General features: G+C 70.2%; 27 protein-coding genes, 1 tRNA gene and 1 riboswitch. Of the genes, 25 read left to right on the forward strand and 3 right to left on the reverse strand.

The window, feature by feature from the left end:
* Positions 1 to 79 precede the first annotated feature (79 nt).
* From cmk to ABIE44_RS18700, 4 genes are read left to right on the forward strand one after another with little or no spacing between them, the layout of a single operon-like run.
* Positions 80 to 793 carry a (d)CMP kinase gene (gene cmk / locus ABIE44_RS18685; RefSeq protein ID WP_354438304.1) on the forward strand — a complete coding sequence of 238 codons (714 nt, stop codon included), beginning with the start codon at positions 80 to 82 and terminating at the stop codon, positions 791 to 793.
* On the forward strand, positions 790 to 1,521 hold the full coding sequence (locus ABIE44_RS18690) for a lysophospholipid acyltransferase family protein (protein WP_209714154.1): 732 nt from the start codon (positions 790 to 792) through the stop codon (positions 1,519 to 1,521). Before cmk ends, ABIE44_RS18690 begins: the two co-directional genes overlap by 4 nt.
* Complete coding sequence (gene der / locus ABIE44_RS18695; RefSeq protein ID WP_209714152.1) at positions 1,518 to 2,885, forward strand: ribosome biogenesis GTPase Der; 1,368 nt, start codon at positions 1,518 to 1,520, stop codon at positions 2,883 to 2,885. Before ABIE44_RS18690 ends, der begins: the two co-directional genes overlap by 4 nt.
* Positions 2,886 to 2,936: 51 nt before the next feature.
* Positions 2,937 to 3,869 (forward strand): hypothetical protein, encoded by a 933-nt coding sequence (locus ABIE44_RS18700; RefSeq protein ID WP_209714150.1) that lies wholly within the window; start codon positions 2,937 to 2,939, stop codon positions 3,867 to 3,869.
* Here ABIE44_RS18700 and ABIE44_RS18705 read toward each other — a convergent pair.
* On the reverse strand, positions 3,859 to 4,530 hold the full coding sequence (locus tag ABIE44_RS18705; RefSeq protein ID WP_209714148.1) for a group I intron-associated PD-(D/E)XK endonuclease: 672 nt from the start codon (positions 4,528 to 4,530) through the stop codon (positions 3,859 to 3,861). The two genes, ABIE44_RS18700 and ABIE44_RS18705, sit on opposite strands and share 11 nt — an antisense overlap.
* Before the next feature lie 164 nt (positions 4,531 to 4,694).
* On the opposite strand from ABIE44_RS18705, the gene ABIE44_RS18710 reads away from it, so the two are divergent.
* A tRNA-Pro gene (locus tag ABIE44_RS18710) sits at positions 4,695 to 4,768 on the forward strand.
* A 63-nt stretch (positions 4,769 to 4,831) separates the two neighbouring features.
* Here ABIE44_RS18710 and ABIE44_RS18715 read toward each other — a convergent pair.
* Positions 4,832 to 5,563, reverse strand: a complete 732-nt coding sequence (locus tag ABIE44_RS18715) for an alpha/beta fold hydrolase (RefSeq protein ID WP_209714146.1) — start codon at positions 5,561 to 5,563, stop codon at positions 4,832 to 4,834.
* Positions 5,564 to 5,636: 73 nt separating this feature from the next.
* Between ABIE44_RS18715 and ABIE44_RS18720 the strand changes: the two genes are divergently transcribed.
* The 20 genes from ABIE44_RS18720 (at position 5,637) to ABIE44_RS18815 (ending at position 23,220) form a co-directional block, all read left to right on the forward strand.
* The gene (locus ABIE44_RS18720; RefSeq protein WP_209714144.1) at positions 5,637 to 6,782 is read left to right on the forward strand and encodes a ScyD/ScyE family protein; all 1,146 of its coding nucleotides are present in this window, start codon (positions 5,637 to 5,639) and stop codon (positions 6,780 to 6,782) included.
* A 65-nt stretch (positions 6,783 to 6,847) separates the two neighbouring features.
* Positions 6,848 to 7,882 (forward strand): MaoC family dehydratase, encoded by a 1,035-nt coding sequence (locus tag ABIE44_RS18725; protein ID WP_209714142.1) that lies wholly within the window; start codon positions 6,848 to 6,850, stop codon positions 7,880 to 7,882.
* 37 nt (positions 7,883 to 7,919) lie between these two features.
* Entirely contained in the window at positions 7,920 to 8,318 is a 399-nt protein-coding gene (locus tag ABIE44_RS18730) for a RidA family protein (protein WP_209714140.1), read from the forward strand.
* 24 nt (positions 8,319 to 8,342) lie between these two features.
* The gene (locus ABIE44_RS18735) at positions 8,343 to 9,119 is read left to right on the forward strand and encodes an SDR family NAD(P)-dependent oxidoreductase (protein ID WP_209714138.1); all 777 of its coding nucleotides are present in this window, start codon (positions 8,343 to 8,345) and stop codon (positions 9,117 to 9,119) included.
* Positions 9,120 to 9,809, forward strand: coding sequence for an acyltransferase (locus ABIE44_RS18740; protein ID WP_354438305.1), 690 nt, complete (start codon positions 9,120 to 9,122; stop codon positions 9,807 to 9,809). It begins immediately after the preceding gene.
* Between the two features lies 1 nt (position 9,810).
* Positions 9,811 to 10,224: a hypothetical protein gene (locus ABIE44_RS18745; protein WP_209714136.1), complete on the forward strand. Its 414-nt coding sequence runs from the start codon at positions 9,811 to 9,813 to the stop codon at positions 10,222 to 10,224.
* A gap of 12 nt (positions 10,225 to 10,236) precedes the next feature.
* Complete coding sequence (locus ABIE44_RS18750) at positions 10,237 to 10,659, forward strand: SRPBCC family protein (RefSeq protein ID WP_209714134.1); 423 nt, start codon at positions 10,237 to 10,239, stop codon at positions 10,657 to 10,659.
* The gene (gene rlmC / locus ABIE44_RS18755; RefSeq protein ID WP_209714132.1) at positions 10,659 to 11,795 is read left to right on the forward strand and encodes a 23S rRNA (uracil(747)-C(5))-methyltransferase RlmC; all 1,137 of its coding nucleotides are present in this window, start codon (positions 10,659 to 10,661) and stop codon (positions 11,793 to 11,795) included. Before ABIE44_RS18750 ends, rlmC begins: the two co-directional genes overlap by 1 nt.
* Positions 11,796 to 11,804: 9 nt before the next feature.
* A complete protein-coding gene (locus ABIE44_RS18760; RefSeq protein ID WP_209714130.1) occupies positions 11,805 to 12,848 on the forward strand; it encodes an AI-2E family transporter in 1,044 nt (347 codons plus the stop codon).
* 228 nt (positions 12,849 to 13,076) lie between these two features.
* A complete protein-coding gene (clsA, locus tag ABIE44_RS18765) occupies positions 13,077 to 13,727 on the forward strand; it encodes a cardiolipin synthase ClsA (RefSeq protein ID WP_209714128.1) in 651 nt (216 codons plus the stop codon).
* A gap of 3 nt (positions 13,728 to 13,730) precedes the next feature.
* Positions 13,731 to 14,579 carry a DUF881 domain-containing protein gene (locus ABIE44_RS18770; protein WP_209714126.1) on the forward strand — a complete coding sequence of 283 codons (849 nt, stop codon included), beginning with the start codon at positions 13,731 to 13,733 and terminating at the stop codon, positions 14,577 to 14,579.
* On the forward strand, positions 14,576 to 14,908 hold the full coding sequence (locus tag ABIE44_RS18775) for a small basic family protein (RefSeq protein ID WP_209714124.1): 333 nt from the start codon (positions 14,576 to 14,578) through the stop codon (positions 14,906 to 14,908). Before ABIE44_RS18770 ends, ABIE44_RS18775 begins: the two co-directional genes overlap by 4 nt.
* Entirely contained in the window at positions 14,905 to 15,657 is a 753-nt protein-coding gene (locus tag ABIE44_RS18780) for a DUF881 domain-containing protein (RefSeq protein WP_209714123.1), read from the forward strand. Before ABIE44_RS18775 ends, ABIE44_RS18780 begins: the two co-directional genes overlap by 4 nt.
* Positions 15,658 to 15,721: 64 nt before the next feature.
* A complete protein-coding gene (gene gcvH / locus ABIE44_RS18785; RefSeq protein ID WP_209714121.1) occupies positions 15,722 to 16,108 on the forward strand; it encodes a glycine cleavage system protein GcvH in 387 nt (128 codons plus the stop codon).
* A 123-nt stretch (positions 16,109 to 16,231) separates the two neighbouring features.
* The gene (locus ABIE44_RS18790; RefSeq protein WP_209714119.1) at positions 16,232 to 16,744 is read left to right on the forward strand and encodes a zinc-ribbon and FHA domain-containing protein; all 513 of its coding nucleotides are present in this window, start codon (positions 16,232 to 16,234) and stop codon (positions 16,742 to 16,744) included.
* A gap of 3 nt (positions 16,745 to 16,747) precedes the next feature.
* Positions 16,748 to 17,476 (forward strand): transcriptional regulator FtsR, encoded by a 729-nt coding sequence (gene ftsR / locus ABIE44_RS18795; RefSeq protein ID WP_209714117.1) that lies wholly within the window; start codon positions 16,748 to 16,750, stop codon positions 17,474 to 17,476.
* A gap of 102 nt (positions 17,477 to 17,578) precedes the next feature.
* Positions 17,579 to 18,052, forward strand: a complete 474-nt coding sequence (locus ABIE44_RS18800; protein WP_209714115.1) for a bifunctional nuclease family protein — start codon at positions 17,579 to 17,581, stop codon at positions 18,050 to 18,052.
* Between the two features lie 239 nt (positions 18,053 to 18,291).
* The gene (locus tag ABIE44_RS18805) at positions 18,292 to 18,879 is read left to right on the forward strand and encodes a MerR family transcriptional regulator (RefSeq protein WP_502912765.1); all 588 of its coding nucleotides are present in this window, start codon (positions 18,292 to 18,294) and stop codon (positions 18,877 to 18,879) included.
* A gap of 98 nt (positions 18,880 to 18,977) precedes the next feature.
* Positions 18,978 to 19,085: riboswitch (glycine riboswitch) on the forward strand.
* Positions 19,086 to 19,150: 65 nt separating this feature from the next.
* Positions 19,151 to 21,967 (forward strand): aminomethyl-transferring glycine dehydrogenase, encoded by a 2,817-nt coding sequence (gcvP, locus tag ABIE44_RS18810; RefSeq protein WP_209714110.1) that lies wholly within the window; start codon positions 19,151 to 19,153, stop codon positions 21,965 to 21,967.
* Positions 21,964 to 23,220 carry a serine hydrolase domain-containing protein gene (locus ABIE44_RS18815; protein WP_209714109.1) on the forward strand — a complete coding sequence of 419 codons (1,257 nt, stop codon included), beginning with the start codon at positions 21,964 to 21,966 and terminating at the stop codon, positions 23,218 to 23,220. The genes gcvP and ABIE44_RS18815 overlap by 4 nt, the downstream gene beginning before the upstream one ends.
* Before the next feature lie 25 nt (positions 23,221 to 23,245).
* Here the strand turns inward: ABIE44_RS18815 and ABIE44_RS18820 are convergent, their stop codons facing one another.
* Positions 23,246 to 24,466 carry an SGNH/GDSL hydrolase family protein gene (locus ABIE44_RS18820; RefSeq protein WP_209714107.1) on the reverse strand — a complete coding sequence of 407 codons (1,221 nt, stop codon included), beginning with the start codon at positions 24,464 to 24,466 and terminating at the stop codon, positions 23,246 to 23,248.
* Between the last annotated feature and the right edge of the window lie 5 nt (positions 24,467 to 24,471).

The raw sequence follows: 24,471 nt of genomic DNA on the forward strand, positions 1-24,471 counted from the left end.
GGGTCCCGATCAGGGCGCCCGAAACATGGTGAACGAGCGTGGACGAGGGGCATCAACCGTGGGGCAGGAGCAGTTTCCCGTGAGCAATTCCGTGAACGCAGCAGGTTCGACCGGCGTGGTCGTGGCGATGGACGGTCCGTCCGGGTCCGGCAAGTCGAGCACGTCGCGCGGCGTCGCCGACAAGCTCGGGCTGGCCTACCTCGACACGGGAGCCCAGTTCCGCGCGGTGACCTCCTGGATGCTCGAGCACGGCGTCGACGTGCACGACGCCGAGGCCGTGGCAGCGCGCGCCGGGGAGCCCGTGCTGGTCTCCGGCACCGACCCGCTCGCGCCCACCATCACCGTGGACGGCAAGGACGTCGCCGAGGCGATCCGTTCCGAGGCCGTCACCGCTGCCGTCAGCCCGGTCGCCACGGTGCCCCAGGTGCGTGTCCGGCTGCTGGAGCTGCAGCGCGGCATCATCGCCGCGGCGCTGCAGTCCGGCGGGATCGTCGTGGAGGGTCGCGACATCGGCTCGGTCGTGTGGCCTGACGCCGCCGTGAAGCTGTACCTGACCGCGGACGCTGCGGCCCGCGCAGCCCGTCGTACGGCGGAGAACGGAAGTGGCTCGGTCGAGGCGACCGAGGCCGACCTGCTGCGACGCGACGCGATCGACTCCTCGCGGGCCTCCGCGCCGCTCGTCGTGCCCGAGGGTGCCGTGCACCTCGACACCACGCCGTACGGGCTGGACGAGGTGATCGCCCTGGTCGTCGACATCGTCGAGCAGGCCACCGGGTCCCGGGCGGCACCGTGACGACGACCCAGGACTCGACCCACCTCGAGCTGCCCCGCACGGTGGGGATCAAGCACCCGCGCCGCGGCATGCTGCACCGGCTGCGGCCGACGTTCGCGTCGGTGATCCACCGGCGGTGGGACCTCGAGATGCGGGGGCTGGAGAACTTCCCGACCGAGGGCCCGGTGGTCGTCGCCTCGAACCACATCGGCTTCCTCGACGGCCCGCTGATGGCGATCGTCGGACCGCGTCCGGTGCACGCGCTGACCAAGCGGGAGCTCTTCGTCGGACCGCTGGGAACGTTCCTGCACGGATCGGGCCAGATCCCGATCTCCCGGGACGTACCGGACCCGCGCGCGCTGCGCACGGCGCTGCGGGTGCTGCGCGACGGCGGGGTGGCCGGGGTGTTCCCCGAGAGCACCCGGGGGAGCGGCGACATGGCCAAGGCCGCCGGGGGAGCGGCGTACCTGGCGCTCGTGACCGGGGCTCCCGTGGTGCCGATGTCGGTGCTGGGCACCCGGCTGCCGGGGTCGAGGTCGAGCTTCCCGCCCAGGGGCACCCGCTTCGCCCTCAGCTACGGACCGGCCCTCACCGTCGACGCCCAGCCGTGGCCGCGGCGTACCGCCGACATCCAGGCGCTCACCGAGCGCATCCGGCTGGCGATCATCGCCACCGCCGACGAGGCCAGCCAGGCCACCGGCATGACCCTTCCGGGGCCACTCCCGGAAGCAGACAAGGACGAGCAGTGACCGAGCAGGTCGAGCCCCAGGAGGGCTCCGAGAACGAGATCCGCACCCCCATCCTGGCCGTCGTGGGCCGCCCCAACGTGGGCAAGTCGACGCTGGTCAACAGGATCATCGGCCGCCGGGAGGCGGTCGTGGAGGACAAGCCGGGTGTCACCCGTGACCGGGTGCAGTACGACGCCAACTGGAACGGGCGCGCCTTCACCGTCGTCGACACCGGCGGGTGGGACCCGGACGCCGAGGGTCTGGCCGAACGGATCTCGGCCCAGGCGGAGGTGGCGGTCAGCCTCGCGGACGCCGTGCTCTTCGTGGTCGACGCGACGGTCGGCATCACCGACGCCGACGAGGCGGTGGTCAAGGTGCTGCGCAAGAGCGGACGTCCGGTGATCCTCGCGGCGAACAAGGTCGACGACCAGCGCGCCGAGGCTGAGGCGTTCGGACTGTGGAACCTCGGTCTCGGCGAGCCCTATCCGGTCTCCGCGCTGCACGGTCGCGGGTCCGGTGACATGCTCGATGCGATCCTCGAGGCGCTCCCGGAAACCCCCGAGGAGACGATCGGCACGGAGATCGGTGGCCCGCGGCGGATCGCGATCATCGGTCGTCCGAACGTCGGCAAGTCCTCGCTGCTCAACAAGCTGGCCAAGGAGGACCGGGTCGTCGTCGACGACGCCTCCGGGACCACCGTCGACCCCGTCGACGAGCTGGTCGAGATCGGCGGCAAGGTCTGGAAGTTCATCGACACCGCCGGCATCCGGAAGCGGGTCAAGACCGCGTCGGGCCACGAGTACTACGCCTCGCTGCGCACGGCGACCGCGATGGAGCGCGCGGAGGTGGCCGTGCTGGTCATCGACGGCAGCCAGTCGATCTCCGAGCAGGACATGCGGATCATCCAGACGGTGCGCGACTCGGGGCGTGCGCTGGTCATCTGCTTCAACAAGTGGGATCTCGTCGACGACGAGCGCCGGTACTACCTCGAGCGCGAGTACGAGCGCGAGCTGGTCCAGGTGCAGTGGGCTCCGCGGATCAACATCACCGCGCGTACCGGCTGGCACATCGACCGGCTGGTGCCGGCGCTCGAGGCAGCTCTCGAGGGCTGGGAGACCCGGGTGTCGACGGGCGCGCTGAACGCGTTCCTCGGTCGGCTCGTCGCCGAGCACCCGCACCCGGTGCGTAGCGGCAAGCAGCCGCGGGTCCTGTTCGGCACCCAGGCACAGACGGCTCCGCCGACGTTCGCGCTGTTCACCTCGGGCAAGCTCGACGCTGGTTACGAGCGGTACATCGAGCGGCGCCTGCGCGAGGAGTTCGGCTTCGTGGGGACCCCGATCCAGATCCAGGTCCGGGCTCGGGAGAAGCGCAAGCGCACGCGCTGAGCGACGCGGCCCAATCAGGACAAAAAGGTCAGGGCGTGGCACGATGAAGCGATGCGACGCCTCCTCGTCCTCGTCCTGATCGCACCGCTCGCCGTCCTCGGCCTGTCCGCGGGGTCTCCGGTCAGCGCGATGGCTGTGAAGGGCACCAAGTGCCCGACGTTCCCGAAGAGCAACTACTGGCGCGCGGACGTCAGCAAGCTGCCGGTTCACCGGCTCAGCGGGACGTGGCTCTCGCACATGTCGACGGGCCGGAAGCTGCACCCGGACTTCGGGCCGTCGTACGGCGACGGACCGAACTACGGCATCCCGATCACGGTGGTGACCAAGAAGCACCCGAAGGTCGGTGTGAAGTTCGGGTACGCCGGCGAGAGCGACAAGGTGAGGTACCCGCTCGGCGCCGACACCAAGATCGAGGGCGGCCGCAACTCCTCGGGCGACAAGCACGCGGTGATCATCGACAAATCCTCCTGCCGGCTCTACGAGACCTGGAACACCCGCGTGGTGAAGGGGAAGTGGCACGCGGGCTCCGGGGCGACCTGGTCGCTGCGCAGCAACAAGCTGCGTCCCAACGGTTGGACGTCCGCGGACGCCGCGGGCCTGCCGATCCTTCCGGGACTGCTGCGCTGGAACGAGGTGAAGGCCGGCAAGGTCAACCACGCGATCCGGTTCACCACCGACGTCACCAGCAACCACCACCTGTGGCCGGCACGGCACCACGCCGGATCGACGAACAGTCTCAGCTACCCGCCGATGGGCGCGCGGTTCCGGCTGAAGGCGTCGTACAACGCGTCCAAGCTGGGCGCGAACGCCCGCGCGGTCGTGGCGGCGATGAAGAAGTACGGCCTGGTGCTCGCCGACAACGGATCGCCCTGGTACTTCCAGGGGGAGCAGAACGCCAAGTGGCCCGAGAAGCTGATCGAGGACCTCAAGAAGATCCCAGCGTCCGCGTTCGTCGCAGTGGACACGTCGTCGCTCAAGCGCTGAACCCCGATTGCTGAGAGACGAGATACTTCTCGTACTTGTTGAGGTTCAGCGCGCTCAGCCCGCCCACGGTGGAGATGGGGATGGCGTAGTAGCGCAGGTCTCCGTCGATCACGAAGAACTCATCGATCTCGTCGGGGCTGTAGGTCGGCGTCGTCCTGCGCCCGCTCAGCAAGGAGACCTTCCAGCTGCCGCCCTCGCGAAGCCGTGTGGTCTTGACCTGGACGCGAACGAACCCTTCGGCGCGCTCCACCAGCAGGTCGAACGGGCGCGGCTCCAGCGGCCAGCTGACCGGGCATCCGCAGAGCTCGTAGTGAGCCGCTGCCAGCAGGGAGCCTGCCCGAGGAAGGTTCGCAGGATCCGGCCGGAGAGTCGTCGACCTGTGGGTGAAAGTCGATTGTGGCTCGAGGTGATCCGTGTCGATCCCGAGGCGTGTGGCGTGACCCCGAAGGGCGTGCACGCTCGCGTCGTCCGAGACTCCGACAAGGTCGCCGACACCCCGCCACGTCGTCGACGCAGCAACGGCGTCGGCCAGCGTTCTTGGAGTCCAAGATCGGCCGCCGGTGAAGTGGTGGTAGTCGAGTGCGAGCCGATCCGCGTGCCGGCGCACCGATCTGATCGCCCCCGACGAGGTGGCCGAGAGGCCCAGCGAGCGCAGCACCATCCGCCAGGAGTTGGACGAGGACACGGCCCGCGTCAGCTGTTCGTCGTCGTAGGTCCGCACCTGCACGAAGTTAGCCGTGGGGTGGGACAGGCGGACTGGCCTCCCGATTCCGTCTGAGCGGAGGTGCTGCGGTAGTGTTCGGGTCGCTCGTTCGGACGAGCACTCGGGCTGTGGCGCAGCTTGGTAGCGCACCTGACTGGGGGTCAGGGGGTCGCAGGTTCAAATCCTGTCAGCCCGACCGAGTAGCACGACGCGGAGGCGGTTCCCGCTGGGGACCGCCTTCGGTCGTCCCCAGCGCTGGTCAGGGCCGCAGCCTGTCCAGGATGAGCCGGAAAACCGGCCCGCCGGCGTCCTTCTTCAAGATCGCCTGCGCGTGCGACCGCCCGGGCAGGATCTTCAGCTCGTTGTCGCCGGGGGAGTCGGCGGCGAGCGTGCGGGCCACGTCCACGTTGCGCTCGTCCGCGCTCGCGACGAACAGCTTCGGCTGGGACCCGAGGCCGTCGACGACCACGTTCGGCGACAGCAGCACCAGCCGGTCGGCGAGGTCCGGCTCCTGCGCGCACAGCGTGAGGATGGCGTCGGCCCCGGCGCTCCCGCCCACCAGCGCGACCCGGGAGATGCCGTCGGCCTGCAGCTTGTCGACCGCGTCCTTGATCGCACCCGGCTCGATGCTCTCGACCGCGATCACGGTCGCCCCCTGGGCGGCGATCGCCGGGGCCTGGGCCGCCCAGCTCGCCGCGTCGTACGAGCGGCCGTGCGCGAGCACGACGCCGTAGCGGCCGTCGCCCCACACGAGCGCCTCGTTGCTGCCGATCGCGATCCTGTCACCGTCGGGCGCTGTGCCCGGAGAGTCCGCGGTGCTCGGAGTGGCCGAGCCGGCCGAGGTCGCGGGAGCGTCGGCGGCGGGCCCGGCGTTGTCGTCCGAACCGCACCCCGCGAGAGCAGTCAGGGCGAGCACGGCGAAGGCGAGGAAGAGACGGCGCACCCCACCACCGTACGGGGCGGTCATGATCTGCCCGGGAAGTCGGGACATCGGGCTCATGCGGCCGGGACGCCGGTCGCAGCACGCTTCCATGACAACACCCGAGAACGAGAGAGGTTTTCCGATGTCCCGCACCGCGCGCCCCGTGCGCACCCCCGCCCGTCCCGTCGGCCGAGCCGGCGTCGCCGCGCTGGCGGCCCTCACCCTGGCCGGCTCCGCCGTCGCCACCGGTACGGCGAACGCCGCCGACCCGACGCCCAAGCCGCGTCCCGGCCACGTCCTCGCCAGCGGTCTTTTCAGCCCGCTGAGCATCGAGGTCGCCGCCGACGGCACCCGCTACTACTCCCAGAACTTCGCCGGCTCACTGCACCGGCAGAAGCCCGGCAAGAAGGCCAAGGTCGTCTACCGGAGCACCGGCGGCGTCGAGGTCGGTGCCGTGTCCGTGCGCCGCGGCACCGTCCGGTTCGCGCTCAGCGGCGAGGGCACCACCACGCTGATGGAGCTGCGCAAGGGTGGGAAGGCGAAGAAGATCGCCGACCTGGCGGCGTACGAGAAGACCCGCAACCCGGACCGCGGCGTGCACTACGGCTTCACCGGTCTCCCCGCCGAGTGCGCGGCGCAGTTCCCGGCCGAGGGCATGCCCCCGTCCTACACCGGGATCGTCGAGGCGCACCCGTACGCCACCGCCCAGGTCGCCGGCGGGACGACGTACGTCGCCGACGCGGCCGCGAACGCGATCCTGGCCGTCAAGCCGTCGGGCAAGGTCCGGACCGTGGCAGTGCTCCCGCCCTCGACGCTCAAGATCACCGCCGACTTCGCCGAGCGCTCGGAGTGGCCGGCCTGCTCGGTCGGGCGGACCTACCGTTTCGAGGCCGTCCCGACCGACGTCGAGGTCGGTCCGCGGGGTCGTCTCTACGTGAGCACCCTGCCGGGCGGTCCGGAGGACGGCAGCCTCGGCGCCGCCGCGTCGGTCTACCGGATCAACCCGAAGACCGGTGCCGTGCGCAAGGTCGTCGGCGGCCTGGTCAGCGCGACCGGTCTGGCGGTGAGTCCCCGCGGGAACGTCTACGTGGCCGAGCTCTTCGGCAACCGCGTCGTCCGGATCCTCCGTGGATCCTCGACCCCGACGACCTTCGTCCGCACCCCGATGCCCGGTGACGTCGCCTGGCACGACGGACGCCTGCTCGTCACCAACCAGGTCCTCACCGGGCTGTCCGGTCAGCCCGGGGACGAGCCGGCCGGTCAGGTGGTCCGGTACCGCACGCACTGACCGCACGCGTCCAGATCTCGACCCCGGCTGCCTCCGCGCAGCCGGGGTCGAGCACACTTCAGCCCATGAGCAAGACGAACCCGGGCAACTTCTTCGAGGACTTCACCGTCGGCCAGGTGATCCGGCACGCGACCCCGCGCACGGTCACCGAGGGTGACCGGGCCCTGTACGGCGCCCTGTACCCGACCCGGTTCGCGCTGCCGTCCTCGGCCGCCTTCGCCGAGTCCGTCGGTCTGACCCCGGCGCCCGTCGAGGACCTGGTCGCCTTCCACATCGCCTTCGGCAAGACCGTTCCGGACGTCTCCCTGAACGCCGTCGCCAACCTCGGGTACGCCGAGCTCCGCTTCCACCGCCCCGTGGTCACCGGCGACACCCTGTCGACGAGCTCCGAGGTGATCGGCCTCAAGGAGAACTCGAACGGGAAGACCGGCGTGGTCTACGTGCGCTCGACCGCCGTGAACCAGCGCGGCGAGGTGGCCCTGGACTGGGTCCGCTGGGTGATGGTGCACAAGCGCGACCAGGACGCTCCCGCCCCGGAGACCGTCGTCCCGACCGTGGCCGACGCCGTCGCCGTCGAGGACCTCCTGATCCCCGACGGGCTCGACTTCTCCTCCTACGACTTCGACGCCGCGGGGGAGTCCCACCGCTGGGGCGACTACGCGGTCGGCGAGAAGATCGACCACGTCGACGGGATCACCCTCACCGATGCCGAGCACATGCTCGCGACCCGGCTCTGGCAGAACACCGCGAAGGTGCACTTCAACACCGAGGCGCGCCCCGACGGCAAGCGCCTGGTGTACGGCGGCCACATCATCTCGCTGGCGCGTGCCCTGTCGTTCAACGGTCTCGCGAACGCGCAGCTGATCTCGGCGATCAACGCCGGTGCGCACGCCGCACCGGCCTTCGCCGGCGACACCATCTACGCGTGGTCGGAGGTGCTCGACGTCGCCGACACCCCGGCGCCGGGGGTCGGCGCGATCCGGCTCCGGCTGGTGGCCACCCGGGGGCGCGACACGACCACCACGCTGCGCGGCGAGGACGGCAAGTACGCCGAGGGCGTGCTGCTCGACCTGGACTACTGGGCACTGATCCCGCAGTAGGACGTTTCCTGTCGGTGGGCGGTGGAACGCTCCCGGCATGGACATCTCACGCTTGCAACCGGCCGGGCTCGTCCGCAGCCCGGCGTTCAGCCACGTCGCCGTGGTCCCCGCCGGCGCCACCACGATCTACGTCGGCGGTCAGGACGGTGTCGACGACGCCGGCACGGTGGTCTCGTCCGACGTGGCCGAGCAGTCCGTCCGGGCCGTCGACAACGCCGAGATCGCCCTCGCCGCTGCCGGAGCCACCCTCGCGGACGTCGTGCAGTGGACGGTCCTGATCGACGAGGACGCGGACCTGGGAGCCGCCTACGGCGCGATCGCTCCCCGGCTGGCGACAGGGGGAGCGCCGCCCCTGGTGACGGCAGCGAAGGTGGCCGGTCTCGGCGTTCCCGGCGCGCTCATCGAGATCAGCGCGATCGCCGCGGTGGTCCGATAGCGACAGGTACGGTTTGATGCTCCGGTGAACGATCGCGAACTCCCGACCTCGACCACCTTCGCCGGACGCAGCATCCTGGTCACCGGCGCTTCCTCCGGCCTCGGTGCCGCGACGGTGCGCCGCTTCGCCGCCGGTGGCGGTCAGGTCTACGCCGCCTCCCGGGACCAGGCGAAGCTGGCCGAGGTCGCCGCATCCTGCGCGGAGCTGCCCGGCGAGGTGCGGTTCGGCCCGCTGGACGTCGCCTCGCCCGAGCAGTGCCGTGCCGCCGTCGCAGCGACGGTCGAGGCCTACGGACGGCTCGACGTCCTGGTCAACAACGCCGGTCGGCACGACTTCCGAATCACCACCGAGGTCACCGACGACCAGTGGGTCGGCGACGTGGCGCTGAACCTGAACGGTGCCTTCTTCCTGTCCCAGGCCGCCATTCCGCACCTGCTGGAGGTCGGCGGCAACATCGTCAACGTCGCCTCGGTGGCGGGCCAGATGGGCGAGGCCTACTCCGCCGCGTACACCGCCTCCAAGCACGGCATCGTCGGCCTCACCAAGGCCCTGGCGATCGAGTACCTTAAGACCCCGCTCCGGGTGAACTGCGTCTGTCCCGGCGGGATGGACACCGCCCAGGTGACCACCATCGAGGTCCCCGAGGGAGCGGACTGGGAGCTGATCATGCGGGTCGCCGCCAAGCGCGGTCTGATGACCGCCGACAGCGTCGCAGCCGTCATCGCGTTCCTCGCCTCCGACGACGCGGTGGCGGTGCACGGCAGCATCCAGATGGTCGACCAGGGACACCTGGCGGGCTGAGTGAACCCCTACGAACGTCTCTGCAACCGCGTGGTCCTGGCGGTCAACCGCTGGCTCCACCACCACGGCGCCGTCCGTCCCGGGACCAGGCACGGTGACACCTTCGGCCGCCTCGGCGAGGGCACCTGGATCAGCCACCCGATCGGGACCCAGTACGGACTCGGCTCGGTCTTCGTCGGCGAGGACTGCCTGATCGGGCAGTACACCGTGCTCGCCGTCGGCTACGGTCCGCAGGACGACAACCGTCCGGCCAAGGGCCTCGAGATCGGTGACCGCTGCGTGATCGGCGCCCGCAGCATCCTGACCGCCCACAGCTCGATCACGATCGGTGACGACGTCTGGTTCGGGCAGAACGTCTTCGTCTCCGACGCCAGCCACGGCTACCAGGACCCGGAGACCCCGATCGGCGACCAGCTCGGCGACCACCAGCCGGTCTCGATCGGCTCGGGAAGCTGGATCGGCCACGGTGCGGTGATCCTGCCGGGAACCACCATCGGCCGTCAGGTGGTCATCGGCGCAGGGTCGGTGGTCCGCGGCACGATCCCGGACCACAGCGTCGCGGCCGGTGTGCCGGCCAAGGTGGTGCGTCGCCTGGAGCCCGGCACCGGCTGGGTCGCGACCAACGGATCGGATGTGAAACCGGCGTGGACCGCCGCCGAGGTCGCTGCCCGGATGGCCGGCGAGGCCTGACGTGCCCGTGTCGGACCAGCTGCCGTACCTCGACACGCACACCGTCACGGTCGCGCACGGCCCGCAGCCCGTGTGGGACGCCGTGCTGCGGTTCGCTGCCGACGTCGGCTTCGGTCCTCGGAACCCGTTCGCCCTGCTGCTCGGCACCGAACCTCGCTCCGGCTTCACGGCGGAGGTGGAGGTCCCCGGCCGGGTGCTCGCGCTCACCGGGCGGCACCGGCTCGCGCGGTACCGCCTCGTCCTCGAGGTGGAGCCGCGCACCGAGCAGCGCACCACCCTCCTGCACGCGCACTCGTACGCCGAGTTCCCCGGGGTGCCGGGACGCGCCTACCGTGCGCTGGTGGTGGGAACCGGGCTGCACGTGCTGGCGACGCGCGGCGTGATCCGCGCCATTGCGAGCACGCGGGAGAAGTGACACGGTTCGGCCATGTCGACGACCACCGCCACCGCCACCGTTCCCCGCAGCGCCAGCCACGTCTGGGACGTGCTCGTCGACCACGAAGGCATGTCCTCGTGGGGACCCGGAATCACGGTCACGTTGCAGACAGAGGGAGCCCCCGACCGCAACGGCCTCGGAGCGGTTCGGCGCATCACCGCGCCCGGTCCGGCCCCGGCGATCGTCGAGGAGGTCGTCGCCTTCGAGCCGACCCGCACCTTCGGGTACCGAGCGCTGGGCGGCGTCCCGTTCAAGAACTACGGCGGCACGGTCACGCTGACGCCCCAGGGGGCCTCCACCCGGATCGACTACGCGATCTCGCTGGACGAGCGCGTCCCGGTGGTGGAGAAGGTGGCGGCCGCGGTCGTGGCCCGGGTCCTGCTCACGGCATTGGTGCGCGCCAGCAAGCGCTGATGGACTGCCGCCACTTCGAAGCCTCCACCTGCCGTTCGTGCAGCTGGCTGCCGACGCCGTACGCCGACCAGGTCACCGCGAAGCAGCGGCGGTGCGCCGAGGCGTTGGCGGCTCACCCCGGCGTGGTGTGGGCGGCTCCGTTCACGGGGCAGGAGAGCGGTTTCCGGAACAAGGCGAAGATGGTGGTGTCCGGCACCGTCGAGGCACCGGTCCTCGGCATCACCGGCCCGGACGGGGGAGTGGACCTGGTCGACTGCGGCCTGCACGTCACCGCGGTCGCGTCAGCGCTGCCGGTGCTCGCGGAGTTCGTCACCCGCGCGCGGCTGGAGCCGTACGACGTGCGGTCCCGCCGCGGTGAGCTCAAGTACCTGCTCGTGACAGGGGCGCCGGACGGCGCCCTGATGGTGCGGTTCGTGTGCCGGTCGCAGGAACCCGTCACCCGGCTCCGCAAGCACCTGCCCTGGCTGACCGATGCGCTGCCGTCGCTGCGCGTCGCGAGCGTGAACCTGCAGCCCGAGCCCAAGGCGGTCCTCGAGGGCGACGTCGAGATCGTGCTGACCGAGCACGACGAGCTGACGATGACGCTCAACGACGTCGAGCTCGCCCTGCGTCCGCAGAGCTTCTTCCAGACCAACACCGAGGTGGCCGCCGCGCTGTACCGCGAGGCTCGTTCCTGGGTCGAGGACTCCGGGGCCAGCACCGTGTGGGATCTCTACAGCGGGGTCGGTGGCTTCGCGCTGCACCTCGCGCGGCAGGACCGCGACGTCGTCGGGATCGAGGTCTCTGCCGAGGCCGTCCTCAGCGCGCAGGAGACTGCCCGCCGTACGGGCGCACGGGCGCGCTTCGAGGTCGGCGACGCCGCGTCGTACGCCGCCCGGTCCGGCGCCGTGCCCGACCTGGTCGTGGTCAACCCGCCGCGGCGGGGGATCGGTGGCGATCTCGCCGGCTGGTTGGAGAACAGCAGCGTCGCCCTGGTCCTGTACTCCAGCTGCAACCCCGAGAGCCTGTCGGCCGACCTGGCTGCGATGCCGAGCCTCCGCCCGGTGCGCGGCAGGTTGTTCGACATGTTCCCGCAGACCGCGCACGCCGAGGTCCTCGTGCTTCTCGAACGTGCACCGGCCACGGCAGCCCGATAGCCTGCGCGGGTGACCGAACGCCTGCACCCCCGCGCTCTGGCCGTGCTCGTCGGCATGGCCGCCCTGGTGATCGCACTCGCGGGGTTGCGCAGCATCGGCGACATCATCGGGCCGGCCTTCCTGGCGGTCGTGCTGATCATCACCGTCTACCCGATCCGCAGCTGGATGGTCCGCAAGCGCGTCCCCGCGGGCGTCGCCGCGCTGGTGCTGCTGCTGTCGGTCTACCTGCTGCTGGTGCTGCTGACGTTCGCGCTGGTGCTCTCGGTCGCACGGCTGGCCGAGCTGGTACCGGAGTACAGCGACCAGTTCAACGGCTACATCAACGACATCGCCGGGTGGCTGGAGAACCGCGGGGTCGGCGCCGACCAGGTCCGCACCATCACCAACGAGTTCGACTACGGCAGCCTGGTGGGCGCCGCGACGGACATCCTGCAGAGCATCCTGGGGATCCTGTCCGACCTCGTCTTTATCCTGATCCTGCTGCTGTTCCTGGCCTTCGACGCGGCTCCGACCACCCACGTGGTCGCGACGCTGAAGAACAGCAAACCCGATTTCGTCGAGGCGCTCGCCTCGTTCGCCTCCGGCGTCCGCCGGTACATGGCGGTCTCGGCCGGCTTCGGTCTGGTCTGTGCCGTCCTGGACTCGGTCGCGCTGGTGATCATGGGCATCCCGGGTGCGTTCGTGTGGGGCGTGCTCTCCTTCGTCACCAACTTCATCCCCAACATCGGCTTCGTCGTCGGCGTGGTGCCTCCTGCACTCATCGGGCTGCTCGAGGGCGGCCCCGGGATGATGATCGCGGTGATCGTCGTCTACGTGGTGATCAACTTCGTCGTCCAGTCGGTCGTCCAGCCGCGTATCATCGGTGACGCGGTCGGCCTCTCGGCGACGTTGACGTTCCTGTCGTTGATCTTCTGGGCCGCGATGATCGGCCCGCTCGGCGCGCTGCTCGCAGTCCCGCTCAGCCTGTTGTTCAAGGCGCTGCTCGTCGAGGCCGATCCCGAGGCTCGGTGGCTGCTCCCGCTGATCTCTGGCAAGGCCGAGGCCAAGACCTAGAACTCCTCAACTCCGCCGTCACGCTGCCGTTCTTACCTGCAGACGCGAGGAGGCGGCGATGACGGACGACAACGGAGCAGCGGCGGGACCTGCGGTGTGCGGGTGCGGCCAGGACCTGGACGACACCCGGCTGTCCTCCTGCCCGCGGTGCGGCTGCCAGACGGCGCGGGTGGCGTAGGCCGGGTCGCACGTCCTGCAGGGGTCCTGCAGGGCTAGGGTGGCCCCGACATGAGCAGCGCCCCGAACGACCACCACCTCCGCGACGGAGCCCCCCAGACCTCCCTCATCTGGACGCTTCCGAACGCGATCAGCTTCGCGCGCCTGCTCGGCGTCCCGCTGTTCCTGTGGCTCGTCCTGGGTCCCGAGGAGGACGTGTGGGCGCTCATCGTGCTGATGGCGTCCGGTTTCACCGACTGGCTGGACGGCTACCTCGCGCGCAGGCTCCACCAGACCTCCAAGCTGGGGGAGATCCTGGACCCGGTCGCCGACCGGCTCTACATCCTCGCCGTCGTGGTCGGGCTCGCGTTCCGCGAGATCATCCCGTGGTGGATCGCGATCATCCTGCCTGCGCGGGATGCGTTCCTCTGGTTGCTCGTGCCGTTCCTGCGCACCCGGGGCTACAGCGCCCTGCCGGTGCACTTCCTCGGCAAGGCCGCAACGGCCAACCTGCTCTACGCCTTCCCGCTCCTCTTCGTCGGTGACGGCACCAGCACCTTCGAGACCCTTGCCAAGGTCTTCGGCTGGGCGTTCGCGATCTGGGGGATGGGCCTCTACTGGTGGGCCGGACTGCTCTACGCCTGGCAGGTGCGCAAGCTGCTCGCGGATCGTGACCGTCGGGCCCCCGAGCTGCCGCTGAACCGGGCTCCGGGATCGGACTGAGCCGTGGCGGAGCAGCAGCTGCCCGAGCGGGTGACGATGGGCTTGCTGCCCTACATCAACGCGCACGCGCTCGACGAGGACTACGCCGCCGCGGCCGAGCAGCGGGAACGGACGGCGACGGGCCAGCGGCGCAAGGTCGGCGTGCGGGGCGCTGCCGTGCTCGCGATCTTCGCGGTCCTCGCGGTCGTGGCCGGCCTGCAGACCTCTCGCAACAGCAGCTCCGCGGAACGCGAGCGTCGGGAGCTGATCAGCCAGGTCAAGAGTCAGCGCGCCGCGGTCACCGAGCAGCGCCGCACGATCGAGGCGCTGCAGGGCCTCAACCGCCGCCTGGAGGACCAGCTCTTCGCCAACTCGGGCAGCTCGAACGGTCTGCTCGAGCAGGTCGCCCTGCTCGGTCTGCGCAGCGGCATCGCCCCCGCCAAGGGCCCCGGTGTCCTCATCGTCGCCGACGACGCCCCCGATGCCGAGAGTGACCGCAACCGGGTGCTCGACAGCGACCTGCAGAAGCTCGTCAACGGCCTGTGGCAGGCAGGTGCCGAAGCCATCTCCATCAACGGGGAGCGCCTGACCGCACTGTCCGCGATCCGGCACGCCGGTACGGCGATCACCGTCAACTTCACCTCGCTCGGGCGGCCGTACCGGATCTCGGCGATCGGGAACCCCGACCAGCTGCCCGCACGGTTCGCGGAGACGACGAGCGGGCAGGCATGGTTGGATCTGCAACGCGAGGTCGGTTTGCGGTACTCGCTCAAGACGCAGTCCTCCCTGCGGCTCCCCGGAGCCGACGTCCCGCAGCTGCGGTACATCGAGGACGAGAACGGCAAGAACAAATTCGGGAGGGACGAGGAATGATCGCGATCATCGGGTTGGTCGTCGGCGTCGTCATCGGTCTGGTCGTCAAACCGGACGTCCCGCTCGGGCTCGAGCCCTACCTGCCGATCGCGGTGGTCGCCGCCCTGGACGCCGTGTTCGGCGCCCTGCGGGCCTTCCTCGACGGGCTGTTCGACGACAAGGTCTTCGTCGTCTCGTTCATCAGCAACGTGTTCATCGCCGCGCTGATCGTCTTCCTCGGCGACAAGCTCGGCGTCGGTGCCCAGCTCTCGACCGGCGTGATCGTCGTCCTCGGGATCCGCATCTTCGCCAACGTCGCCGCCATCCGCCGGCACATCTTCCACGCATGAGCGACGAGAACCCCGAGGAGGCCACCGGGCCCACCGCACGGGAGCGCCTGGTGCGGGCGCTGCTCCACCCGGGTCGTGGCCAGGTGACGGCCGCCGTCCTGCTTGCCGTACTCGGCACCGCCGGCGTCACCCAGGTGCGGATCGCGGGCACCGACGACGACCTGTCCGGCCTGCGCCAGGCCGACCTGATCCAGGCGCTCAACGGACTGCAGGCGGCCTCGCAGCGCAACGACCAGGACATCCGCGACCTGCAGAAGACCCGGGACTCGTTGCGCGACAACAACGCGCGCACGTCGACCGCGCTGAAGCAGGCGAAAGCGGAGCTCGGGGCGCTCGGGATCCTGGCGGGCACTCTGCCGGCGACCGGTCAGGGCATCCGGATCACGGTGAAGGTTCCCGACTCCGGCATCAGCCTCAACTACCTGCTCGACGGTATCGAGGAGCTCCGTGACGCCGGTGCCGAGGCGATGGAGATCAACGACAAGGTCCGGGTGGTCGCGCAGACGTCGTTCGAGGCTGCTGACGGCGGCGTCGACATCGACGGGCAGGTTCTCACCTCGCCGTTCGTGATCGACGCCATCGGTGACCCCGACGGACTGACCGCAGCCCTCCGCTTCCCCGGCGGCTTCGTCGACGACCTGGCCCTGGACGAGGGCACGGTGTCGATCAAGAAGCTCGACAAGGTGAAGATCACCGTCCTGCGCAAGGCCGTCGAGCCGCGCTACGCGGAGTCGACGCCACCGCGGTGAACGCGGACGATAGGTTTGCCCCAGCAGCACCCGACCCGAACGGCCCAGCACCGAGGAGAGCACCGTGTTTCCCGACGACCTGAAGTACACCGCCGAGCACGAGTGGGTCCGCACCCCGGGCGAGACCGCGGGTTCGGTCCGGATCGGCATCACCGACTACGCCCAGGAAGCCCTCGGCGACATCGTGTACGTGCAGCTGCCCGAGCTCGGTGACGCTGTCACCGCGGGTGCGTCCGTCGGTGAGCTGGAGTCCACGAAGTCGGTCTCCGACGTCTACTCGCCCGTCACCGGCGAGGTCGTCGCTCGCAACGAGGCGCTCGACGCGACGCCCGAGCTCGTCAACAGCGACCCCTACGGAGCAGGTTGGCTCTTCGAGGTGGCTGTCGCCGAGGGGGCCGACACCTCCGAGCTGATGGACGCCGCGACGTACGAGTCCACCGTCGCCTCCTGAACCGGGCTCCGCGATCCGCCCACCCCGTTGCGCTGCACTGATAGGTTGAGATCACGAAGGGTGAACCTCCACTAATGGTTGAAGGTTCCGTCGAGGCAGGTCATCTCAGGAGAGGCGCAGGGCATGCAGACGTGTTCGCAGTGCGGGAGCCAGAACGTCGACGGTAGTCGGTTCTGCTCCCATTGTGGTCATGCTCTGGAGACGTCCGATGTCCCCGCTGAGACCACCGCGACGATCACGTTCGGCTCGACGCAGGCCCGTCCGGTCGACCCGGAGGACGGCTCGGGACTGAACGAGGCGGACGCCGCTGCGGCGGACGCCCTCCCGCCGGGCAACGCCCTGCTGATCGTGCAGCGGGGTCCGGGAGCGGGCAGCCGCTACCTGCTCGACACCGACCTGGTCAGCGCCGGTCGGCACCCCGAGAGCGACATCTTCCTCGACGACATCACGGTCTCGCGCCGGCACGTCGAGCTGCGCCGTGAGGGCGGTACCTTCCGCGTCTCCGACGTGGGCAGCCTCAACGGCACCTACGTCAACCGTGACCGGATCGACGACGCGTTGCTCCAGAACGGTGACGAGGTCCGGATCGGCAAGTTCCGGCTGGTCTTCTTCGCCAGCGCCGCGACGGGGGACTGAGACGTGCGGCAGTCCGCCCGCAAGAGCATCGGGCAGGCGCTCGCCGACCTGTCGGCGGAGTTCCCCGAGGAGGACATCAAGGAGTCCAAGCTCCGGTTCCTGGAGTCCGAGGGTCTGCTGGAGCCCGAGCGCACGCCGTCGGGCTACCGCAAGTACTCCGAGCAGGACATGGAGCGGCTGCGCTACATCATCCGCGCCCAGCAGCACTACCTGCCGCTGAAGGTGATCCGCGAGCACCTCGACGCGATCGACCGTGGCTTGGAGCCAGCTCCGTTCGGAGCGTCCCCGCAGGTGCCGGGCGGCTCGCTCCCCGGTGCGCTGGGGGATCCCGGCGTCAACGAGCTGCTGCGCGCCGACCGGGCCGACGTGCGGGTCTCCCGACGTGAGCTCCTGAAGACCGCGGAGATCACCGAGGAGTTCCTCGAGCAGCTCGAGGGCTTCGGCATGGTGCGGACCCGGGCCGGCTCCAAGCACTTCGACGCCGACGCGGTCGTGATCGCGAAGGTCGCCGCCGAGCTCGCGGCGTTCGGCATCGAGCCGCGTCACCTGCGGTCCTTCAAGGCGGCCGCCGACCGCGAGGTCGGCCTGGTCGAGCAGGTCGTCGCACCGATCCGCCGCAGCCGTGAGGACGGCGCCGAGGGCCGTGCCGCCCAGGCCATCGAGGACATCGCCGCACTGTCGCTGCGTCTGCACGCCACGCTGGTGCGCACCGGTCTCCGCTCGATGCGCTGACATGCTCCGAGTAGGCTCGAAGCGTGATCGTCGCTTGCGCTCCTCAACGCTTCTTCGTCTACTCGGCCTCGAGCAAGCTCGGGCACTCGGTAGGCTCGAAGCGTGCGTGAGGTCGAAGTAGTCGGAGTCCGGGTGGAGATGCCCTCCAACCAGCCGCTCGTCCTGCTCCGCGAGACCGACGGCGAGCGCTACCTGCCGATCTGGATCGCCGGCAGCGAGGCGACGGCCATCGCGTTCGCCCAGCAGGGTGTCGTCCCGCCACGCCCCCTGACCCACGACCTGATGAAGGACGTGCTCGAGGCCAACGGCGCCGTCCTGGACGAGGTCCGGATCACCGCGATGAACGACGGTGTCTTCTTCGCCGTCCTCGCCTTCGAGAGCGGGGTCGAGGTGGACGCGCGCCCGTCGGACTCGATCGCCCTGGCGCTGCGGACCGGGTCCCGGATCGTGTGCTCCGAGGAGCTGCTCGACGAGATCGGCATCGCTGTCCCGGACGAGCGGGAGGAGGAGGTCGAGAAGTTCCGGGAGTTCCTCGACCACGTCTCTCCCGAGGACTTCGAGAGCCCCCAGGAGTAGCGGCCCGACCGCGCCCAAAGCCTCAAGTTCGACTTCAGAGTTTCGCGACACGCCGGTGAGCGTCTTTGGTAAACCCTCAACCTGAGGTTTACCTTTCTCTGGAACTTCGCTGTAACTCCATGGTTGAGATTTCTGCTCGGCAGGCGCTCGACCACCCTTCCCCAGGGGTTACGCTCAGTGGAGGAGACTTGGAGGTCGTAGTGGGCATCAACAGTGGAGACGGCAAGTCCGTAGCCGAGATCGACGCGCAGGCGGAGCTTGCCGCAGCGAAGGCTGCCGAGTCCGCCGACCAGCAGGGACTGCTGTTCAGCGAGGACGTCTCGACCCTTCCGGCTGACCTGGGTTACCGCGGTCCGACCGCGTGCAACGCCGCCGGGATCACCTACCGCCAGCTCGACTACTGGGCCCGCACGGGTCTGGTCGAGCCCACCGTCCGCAGCGCGACCGGGTCCGGCACCCAGCGCCTGTACGGCTTCCGCGACATCCTCCTGCTCAAGGTCATCAAGCGCCTGCTCGACGCCGGCGTCTCGCTGCAGCAGATCCGTACCGCCGTGGCCCACCTGCGTGCCCGCGGGACCGACGACCTCACCCGCGTGACGCTGATGAGCGACGGCGCCTCGGTCTACGAGTGCACCAGCAACGACGAGGTCATCGACCTGCTCCAGGGTGGCCAGGGTGTCTTCGGCATCGCGATCGGCGGCGTGTGGCGCGAGATCGAGGGTTCGCTCGCCGAGCTGCCCTCCGAGCGCACCGCCGAGGAGGCGGACGCGACCGCGGACGCCAACGACGAGCTGGCGGCCCGCCGCCAGGCGCGGATGTCGGGCTGATCCAGCCCGGTTCGCAGCACCAGCAACAAACTCCAGTCTCAACCAGCCCCGTTCCGGTCCTCGACCGGGACGGGGCTGGTACTTTTGGTCCCTGCTGGACATCCCGCGCGGGAGAGTCTCCGGCGGTACGACGAGGTACCGAACCGGAGCGCCGAAGGGGCAACTCCTCCCCGGAACCTCTCAGGCGCACGGACTGCGCGGGACAGGCAACTCTGAAGGACATCGTGTCCGACAGAGGGGGAGGTGACCCGACCTTGCTTTTGGGAGCCTCATGTCTGCTCGTCCCTTCGTCGACCGTCACATCGGGCCCGACGACGCCGCCATCGCCGAGATGCTCAAGGTCGTCGGTTTCGACTCCCTCGACGCCCTGATGGAAGCGGCCGTCCCCGGTCGGATCCGCGCCGAGAAGGCGCTCTCGCTCCCCGAGGCGGCCTCCGAGGCGACCGCGGCCGCGGAGCTGCAGGCGCTCGCCGGCCGCAACGAGCCCGGTACGCCGATGATCGGCCTCGGCTACCACAGCACGATCACCCCGCCGGTGATCCGGCGCAACGTGCTCGAGGACCCGTCCTGGTACACCGCGTACACGCCGTACCAGCCGGAGATCAGCCAGGGCCGTCTCGAGGCGCTGCTCAACTTCCAGACGATGATCGCCGACCTCACCGGCTTGCCGACCTCCAACGCGTCCTTGCTGGACGAGGGCACGGCGGCCGCGGAGGCGATGACGCTCGTCCGTCGCGCTGCGCCCAAGGCGAACGGCCCCTTCGTCGTCGACGCCGACGCGCTGCCGCAGACCATCGAGGTGGTCCGGACCCGGGCCGAGGGGATGGGCATCGACGTCCTCGTGGCCGACCTGACCGACGGCCTGCCCGCGGGCGAGCTCAGCGGCCTCCTGGTGCAGTACCCGGGCGCCTCGGGCCGGATCACCGACCCGCGGGCCCTGATCGCCGCCGCCCAGGAGCGCGGCGCGCTCGCGGTCGTGGCTGCCGACCTGCTCGCCTTGACCCTGCTGGAGGCGCCGGGCACGCTGGGCGCCGACGTGGTGGTCGGCTCCTCGCAGCGCTTCGGCGTGCCGCTGTTCTACGGCGGACCGCACGCCGGGTACATGTCGGTGCGCGCCGGTCTCGAGCGGCACCTGCCGGGTCGTCTGGTGGGCGTCTCGGTCGACGCGGCCGGGCGGCCGGCGTACCGGCTCTCGCTGCAGACCCGCGAGCAGCACATCCGCCGCGACCGGGCCACCTCCAACATCTGCACCGCCCAGGTGCTGCTGGCCGTCACGGCGGCCATGTACGCCGTCTACCACGGCCCGGACGGGCTGCGCGCGATCGCGCGCGGCATCCACGACCTGGCCGCCCGTACCGCAGCGTCCCTGACCAACGCGGGTCTGACGGTGCTGACCGACGCGTTCTTCGACACCTTCCAGGTCGCCGTCCCGGGTCGTGCGGCCGAGGTGGTGGCCGCAGCGCGCGCCGAGGGCGTGCACCTGCTCCAGGTCGACGCCGACACGGTCGGCTTGTCGTTCGGCGAGACCGCCGACGCCGGGACGCTGCGGGCGATCCATGCCGCGTTCGGCATCACCCCGGCAGCGGTCGAGCCCGGCCGCGTGCTGCCCGAGGCGCTCAACCGGACAACCGACTTCCTGACCCACGAGGTGTTCAACAAGCACCGCTCCGAGACCTCGATGCTGCGCTACCTGCGTCGGCTCTCGGCCCGGGACTACGCGCTGGACCGCGGCATGATCCCGCTCGGCTCCTGCACCATGAAGCTGAACGCCACCTCCGAGATGGAGCCGATCAGCCTGCCCGGCTTCGCGAACCTGCACCCGTTCGTCCCGGCCGCCGACGCCGGTGGGTACGCCGAGCTGGTGAGCGACCTCGAGGGCTGGCTCGCCGAGGTGACCGGCTACGACCGCGTCTCGATCCAGCCGAACGCCGGTTCCCAGGGCGAGCTCGCCGGTCTGCTGGCGATCCGGGGGTACCACCTCGCGAACGGCGACACCGAGCGCAACGTCTGCCTGATCCCGTCGTCGGCACACGGCACCAACGCCGCCTCGGCGGTGATGGCCGGCATGAAGGTGGTCGTGGTGAAGTCGGCCGACGACGGATCGGTCGACCTCGACGACCTGCGCGCGCAGGTGGAGGCACACGCGGCCGACCTCGCCGCGATCATGGTGACCTACCCCTCCACGCACGGTGCGTACGAGGACACGATCTCGGAGCTCTGCGGCATCGTGCACGACGCCGGCGGTCAGGTCTACATCGACGGCGCCAACTTCAACGCGCTGCTCGGCCACGCCAAGCCCGGTCACTTCGGGGGCGACGTGAGCCACCTGAACCTGCACAAGACGTTCTGCATCCCGCACGGTGGCGGCGGTCCGGGTGTCGGCCCGGTCGCCGTCCGCGAGCACCTGGCGCCGTACCTCCCGACCCATCCGCTGCACCCCGAGGCGGACAAGCGCAGCGGGATCGGCCCGATCAGCGCGGCGCCGTACGGCTCGGCGGGGATCCTGCCGATCTCGTGGGCCTACGTGCGGATGATGGGGGCGGAGGGACTCACCCGCGCCACCGCGGTCGCGGTGCTCGCTGCCAACTACGTCGCCGCTCGTCTCGACGAGCACTTCCCGGTGCTCTACCGCGGCCACAACGGCCTGGTCGCGCACGAGTGCATCCTCGACGTCCGCGGTATCTCCAAGGACACCGGGGTGAGCGTCGACGACATCGCCAAGCGCCTCATCGACTACGGCTTCCACGCCCCGACGATGAGCTTCCCGGTCGCTGGGACGCTGATGGTCGAGCCCACCGAGAGCGAGGACCTGGCCGAGATCGACCGATTCGTCGACGCGATGATCGCGATCCGCGGCGAGATCGCGAAGGTCGTCTCGGGGGAGTGGGCCGCCGGAGCGAACCCGCTCACCGGAGCCCCGCACACCGCCGACGCGATCAACCAGGACCTGCCGTACGACGTCGCCACCGCGGTCTTCCCGAACGGGTTCGACCCGGACAAGTACTGGCCGCCGGTCAACCGGATCGACCAGGCGTACGGCGACCGAAACCTGGTCTGCTCCTGCCCGCCGCCCGAAGCCTTCGCGTGACGGTTCGCCAGCAGGCGGTCCTCGACCGGGCCCAGGCCGAGGGACGGCTGCCCTCGGTCGTGGGCGGTACCGTCCAGGACGGCCGGTTGACGTGGACCGGGATCGCCGGGGACGGGGGCGCGGTCGACGCCCAGTACCGGATCGGGTCGATCACGAAGACGATGACGGCGGTGCTGGTGATGCAGTGCCGTGACGACGGCCTGCTCGGCCTGGACGACGAGCTCGGACGGTTCCTGCCCGGCACCGGGTACGCCGCGCACACGGTGCGCGACCTGCTCCGGCACTCCTCGGGGATGCAGGCCGAACCGGTCGGCCCCTGGTGGGAGCGGTCACCCGGCGTCGACGTGGAGACCCTCGTGGCGGCCAACGACGGCAGCGGCCAGGTGCTCGCGCCGGGGACGACCTTCCACTACAGCAACCTCGGGTACGCACTGCTGGGGGAGACGGTCGCCCGACTGCGCGGCGAGATCTGGTGGGACCTCGTGGCGGAGCGGTTGCTGGCACCGCTGGGCATGACCCGGACGACGTACCTGCACACGGGTGAGCACGCGCAGGGCTACAGCGTCGGGCACTTCGACGGCACCCTGACCCGTGAGCCGCACGCCGACACCGGAGCGATGGCGCCGGCCGGACAGGTCTGGAGCACGCTGGCGGACCTCGCCCGCTGGGTCGACTTCCTGGCGACGGGTCACCCCGAGATCCTCGCGGCCACGACCCTGGAGGAGATGAGCGCACCAGCCCCGCACGGCGAGTACGGCCTGGGCCTGCGCCGGATGGTGGACGGCGACAGGGTCCTGGTCGGTCACACCGGTTCGATGCCCGGGTTCCAGGCCTGCGCTTTCGTCGACCGGAGGACCCGGACCGGGGCGGTGGCCCTGAGCAACGCGACCACGGGCCTGGCGACCGACGTGCTCGCCCCCGCCCTGCTCGACGGTGCTGAGGAGTACGCCGGCGAGCGCTGGAGTCCGTCGGTGGCTCCGGAGGAACGGGTCGCCGAGCTTCTCGGCGTCTGGTTCTGGGGCAACACCGCCCACGAGCTGCGCTGGTCCAACCAGCTGCTCGAGCTGCGGACGCTCCAGGACGCCCGGCTCTCCGACAGGTTCGAGGTCGGCCCGGACCGGATCCGCGGGGTCGAGGGCTACCTGCTCGGGGAGACCCTCGAGGTCGTGCAGCGGGACGCCGAGGGCCGTCCGGAGGCCCTCGAGTGCGCGACGTTCCGCTACACGCGAGTGCCCTACCCGGACGGCCCCTAGTTTCGGCAGGCTCAACCGACGGTGCCTACTGCAGCGTCATGTTGGGCTCACCGTTGCCGTTGAGGCCGTTGGACCCCCGCACGCAGGTGCCGCTCTTCGGCGCACCGCCGTTGTAGGCCTGGCGCACGCAGTTGCGCAGCGCCTTCTGACCCCAGTAGTTCGGGTGCAGCGATTCCTGGATGTAGTAGTTGCCCGTCGCCGTGGCGGTGCGGATGGTGTTGATCCACTCCGTCTTGTCGACGGCGCCGGCCGTGGTCCAGCTCGGCAGACCCTTCTCCTCGAGAAGACCGACGGTGTTCTCGCACAGCCGACGGCCGTTGAACGCGTTGGCGACGTTGATCGTCTTCACGTTGGTCAGTCCCGACGCGGTGATCGCCTCACTGATCGTCTGGTTGATCTTCGGCAGCAGGGTGCTGTTCGCGTAGTCGGCGTCGGCGTTCCAGAAGCCGCAGCCGCCGGTGCTCTGCCGGGTGTAGCCGGACTCGGAGTACCGGATGCCGGATCCGTTGGGCAGGGGGGACATGTAGTTGGAGACCAGCAGCGTCCAGGAGCCGTCGGCGTACCCGGCGTTGCGCATCGCGGTGCGCACGTTCTGGAACGCCCCAGCGATCTCGGCGCGACGGGAGCTCACCGCCGAGGTCGACAGGTTGTTGACCACGATGCTGTCGTCCTTGCAGTAGTCCTTCCACCACGTCGGCGATCCGAGGAAGTCGACGACGCACTGGGTCACGATGCCCGCGAAGTCGAAGTTGTTGCCGCCGATGCTGATCTGCACCATCTTCACGTTGTGCGTGGCGGCGAAGTTCTGCAGCATCAGTGCCTGGCCCTGGTTGCCGCCGGAGCTGTAGAAGTCGATGCCGGGCTTGAAGTTCGACCCGTCGGTGTAGGTCCCGGTCTTGGCCCCGGAGCACGCCAGGTTGAGCGAGCTGATCCCGCCGCCGATGGCGATCTCCGCCGACTTGCTGCGGTGGCACCGGTTGATCGTCTCGGCGTTGTTCGCGGCGTTGTCGAAGTACGCGGTGCCGCCGAGCGCGTCGTGGAGGGACTCGCCGTTGTTGGTGTTGCCCGCCCAGCGGCCGGCCTCGCCGGAGATGTAGGAGTCGCCGACGGACACGACGTACGGCGTCCCGACCCCCGGGCCGTCGGCGTGGGCCGGATCGGCGAAGGTGACCGCGCTGAGGCCGACGGTCGCGAGCGACAGGGCGGTCAGGATGGTGAGACGGCGACGCAAGGGGAGGGATGACACCGGAT

The sequence above is a fragment of the Marmoricola sp. OAE513 genome (assembly GCF_040546585.1).
GTDB lineage: Bacteria > Actinomycetota > Actinomycetes > Propionibacteriales > Nocardioidaceae > Marmoricola.

Coding starts and splice junctions, on each gene's coding strand:
- ABIE44_RS18715 (WP_209714146.1), bottom strand. CDS start 5,563: ATGTCCCGACTTCCCGGGCAGATCATGACCGCCCCGTACGGTGGTGGG.
- ABIE44_RS18725 (WP_209714142.1), top strand. CDS start 6,848: ATGAGCAAGACGAACCCGGGCAACTTCTTCGAGGACTTCACCGTCGGC.
- rlmC (WP_209714132.1), top strand. CDS start 10,659: ATGGACTGCCGCCACTTCGAAGCCTCCACCTGCCGTTCGTGCAGCTGG.
- ABIE44_RS18705 (WP_209714148.1), bottom strand. CDS start 4,530: ATGGTGCTGCGCTCGCTGGGCCTCTCGGCCACCTCGTCGGGGGCGATC.
- ABIE44_RS18780 (WP_209714123.1), top strand. CDS start 14,905: ATGAGCGACGAGAACCCCGAGGAGGCCACCGGGCCCACCGCACGGGAG.
- ABIE44_RS18775 (WP_209714124.1), top strand. CDS start 14,576: ATGATCGCGATCATCGGGTTGGTCGTCGGCGTCGTCATCGGTCTGGTC.
- gcvP (WP_209714110.1), top strand. CDS start 19,151: ATGTCTGCTCGTCCCTTCGTCGACCGTCACATCGGGCCCGACGACGCC.
- ABIE44_RS18720 (WP_209714144.1), top strand. CDS start 5,637: ATGTCCCGCACCGCGCGCCCCGTGCGCACCCCCGCCCGTCCCGTCGGC.
- ABIE44_RS18790 (WP_209714119.1), top strand. CDS start 16,232: ATGCAGACGTGTTCGCAGTGCGGGAGCCAGAACGTCGACGGTAGTCGG.
- clsA (WP_209714128.1), top strand. CDS start 13,077: ATGAGCAGCGCCCCGAACGACCACCACCTCCGCGACGGAGCCCCCCAG.
- ABIE44_RS18750 (WP_209714134.1), top strand. CDS start 10,237: ATGTCGACGACCACCGCCACCGCCACCGTTCCCCGCAGCGCCAGCCAC.
- ABIE44_RS18700 (WP_209714150.1), top strand. CDS start 2,937: ATGCGACGCCTCCTCGTCCTCGTCCTGATCGCACCGCTCGCCGTCCTC.
- ABIE44_RS18730 (WP_209714140.1), top strand. CDS start 7,920: ATGGACATCTCACGCTTGCAACCGGCCGGGCTCGTCCGCAGCCCGGCG.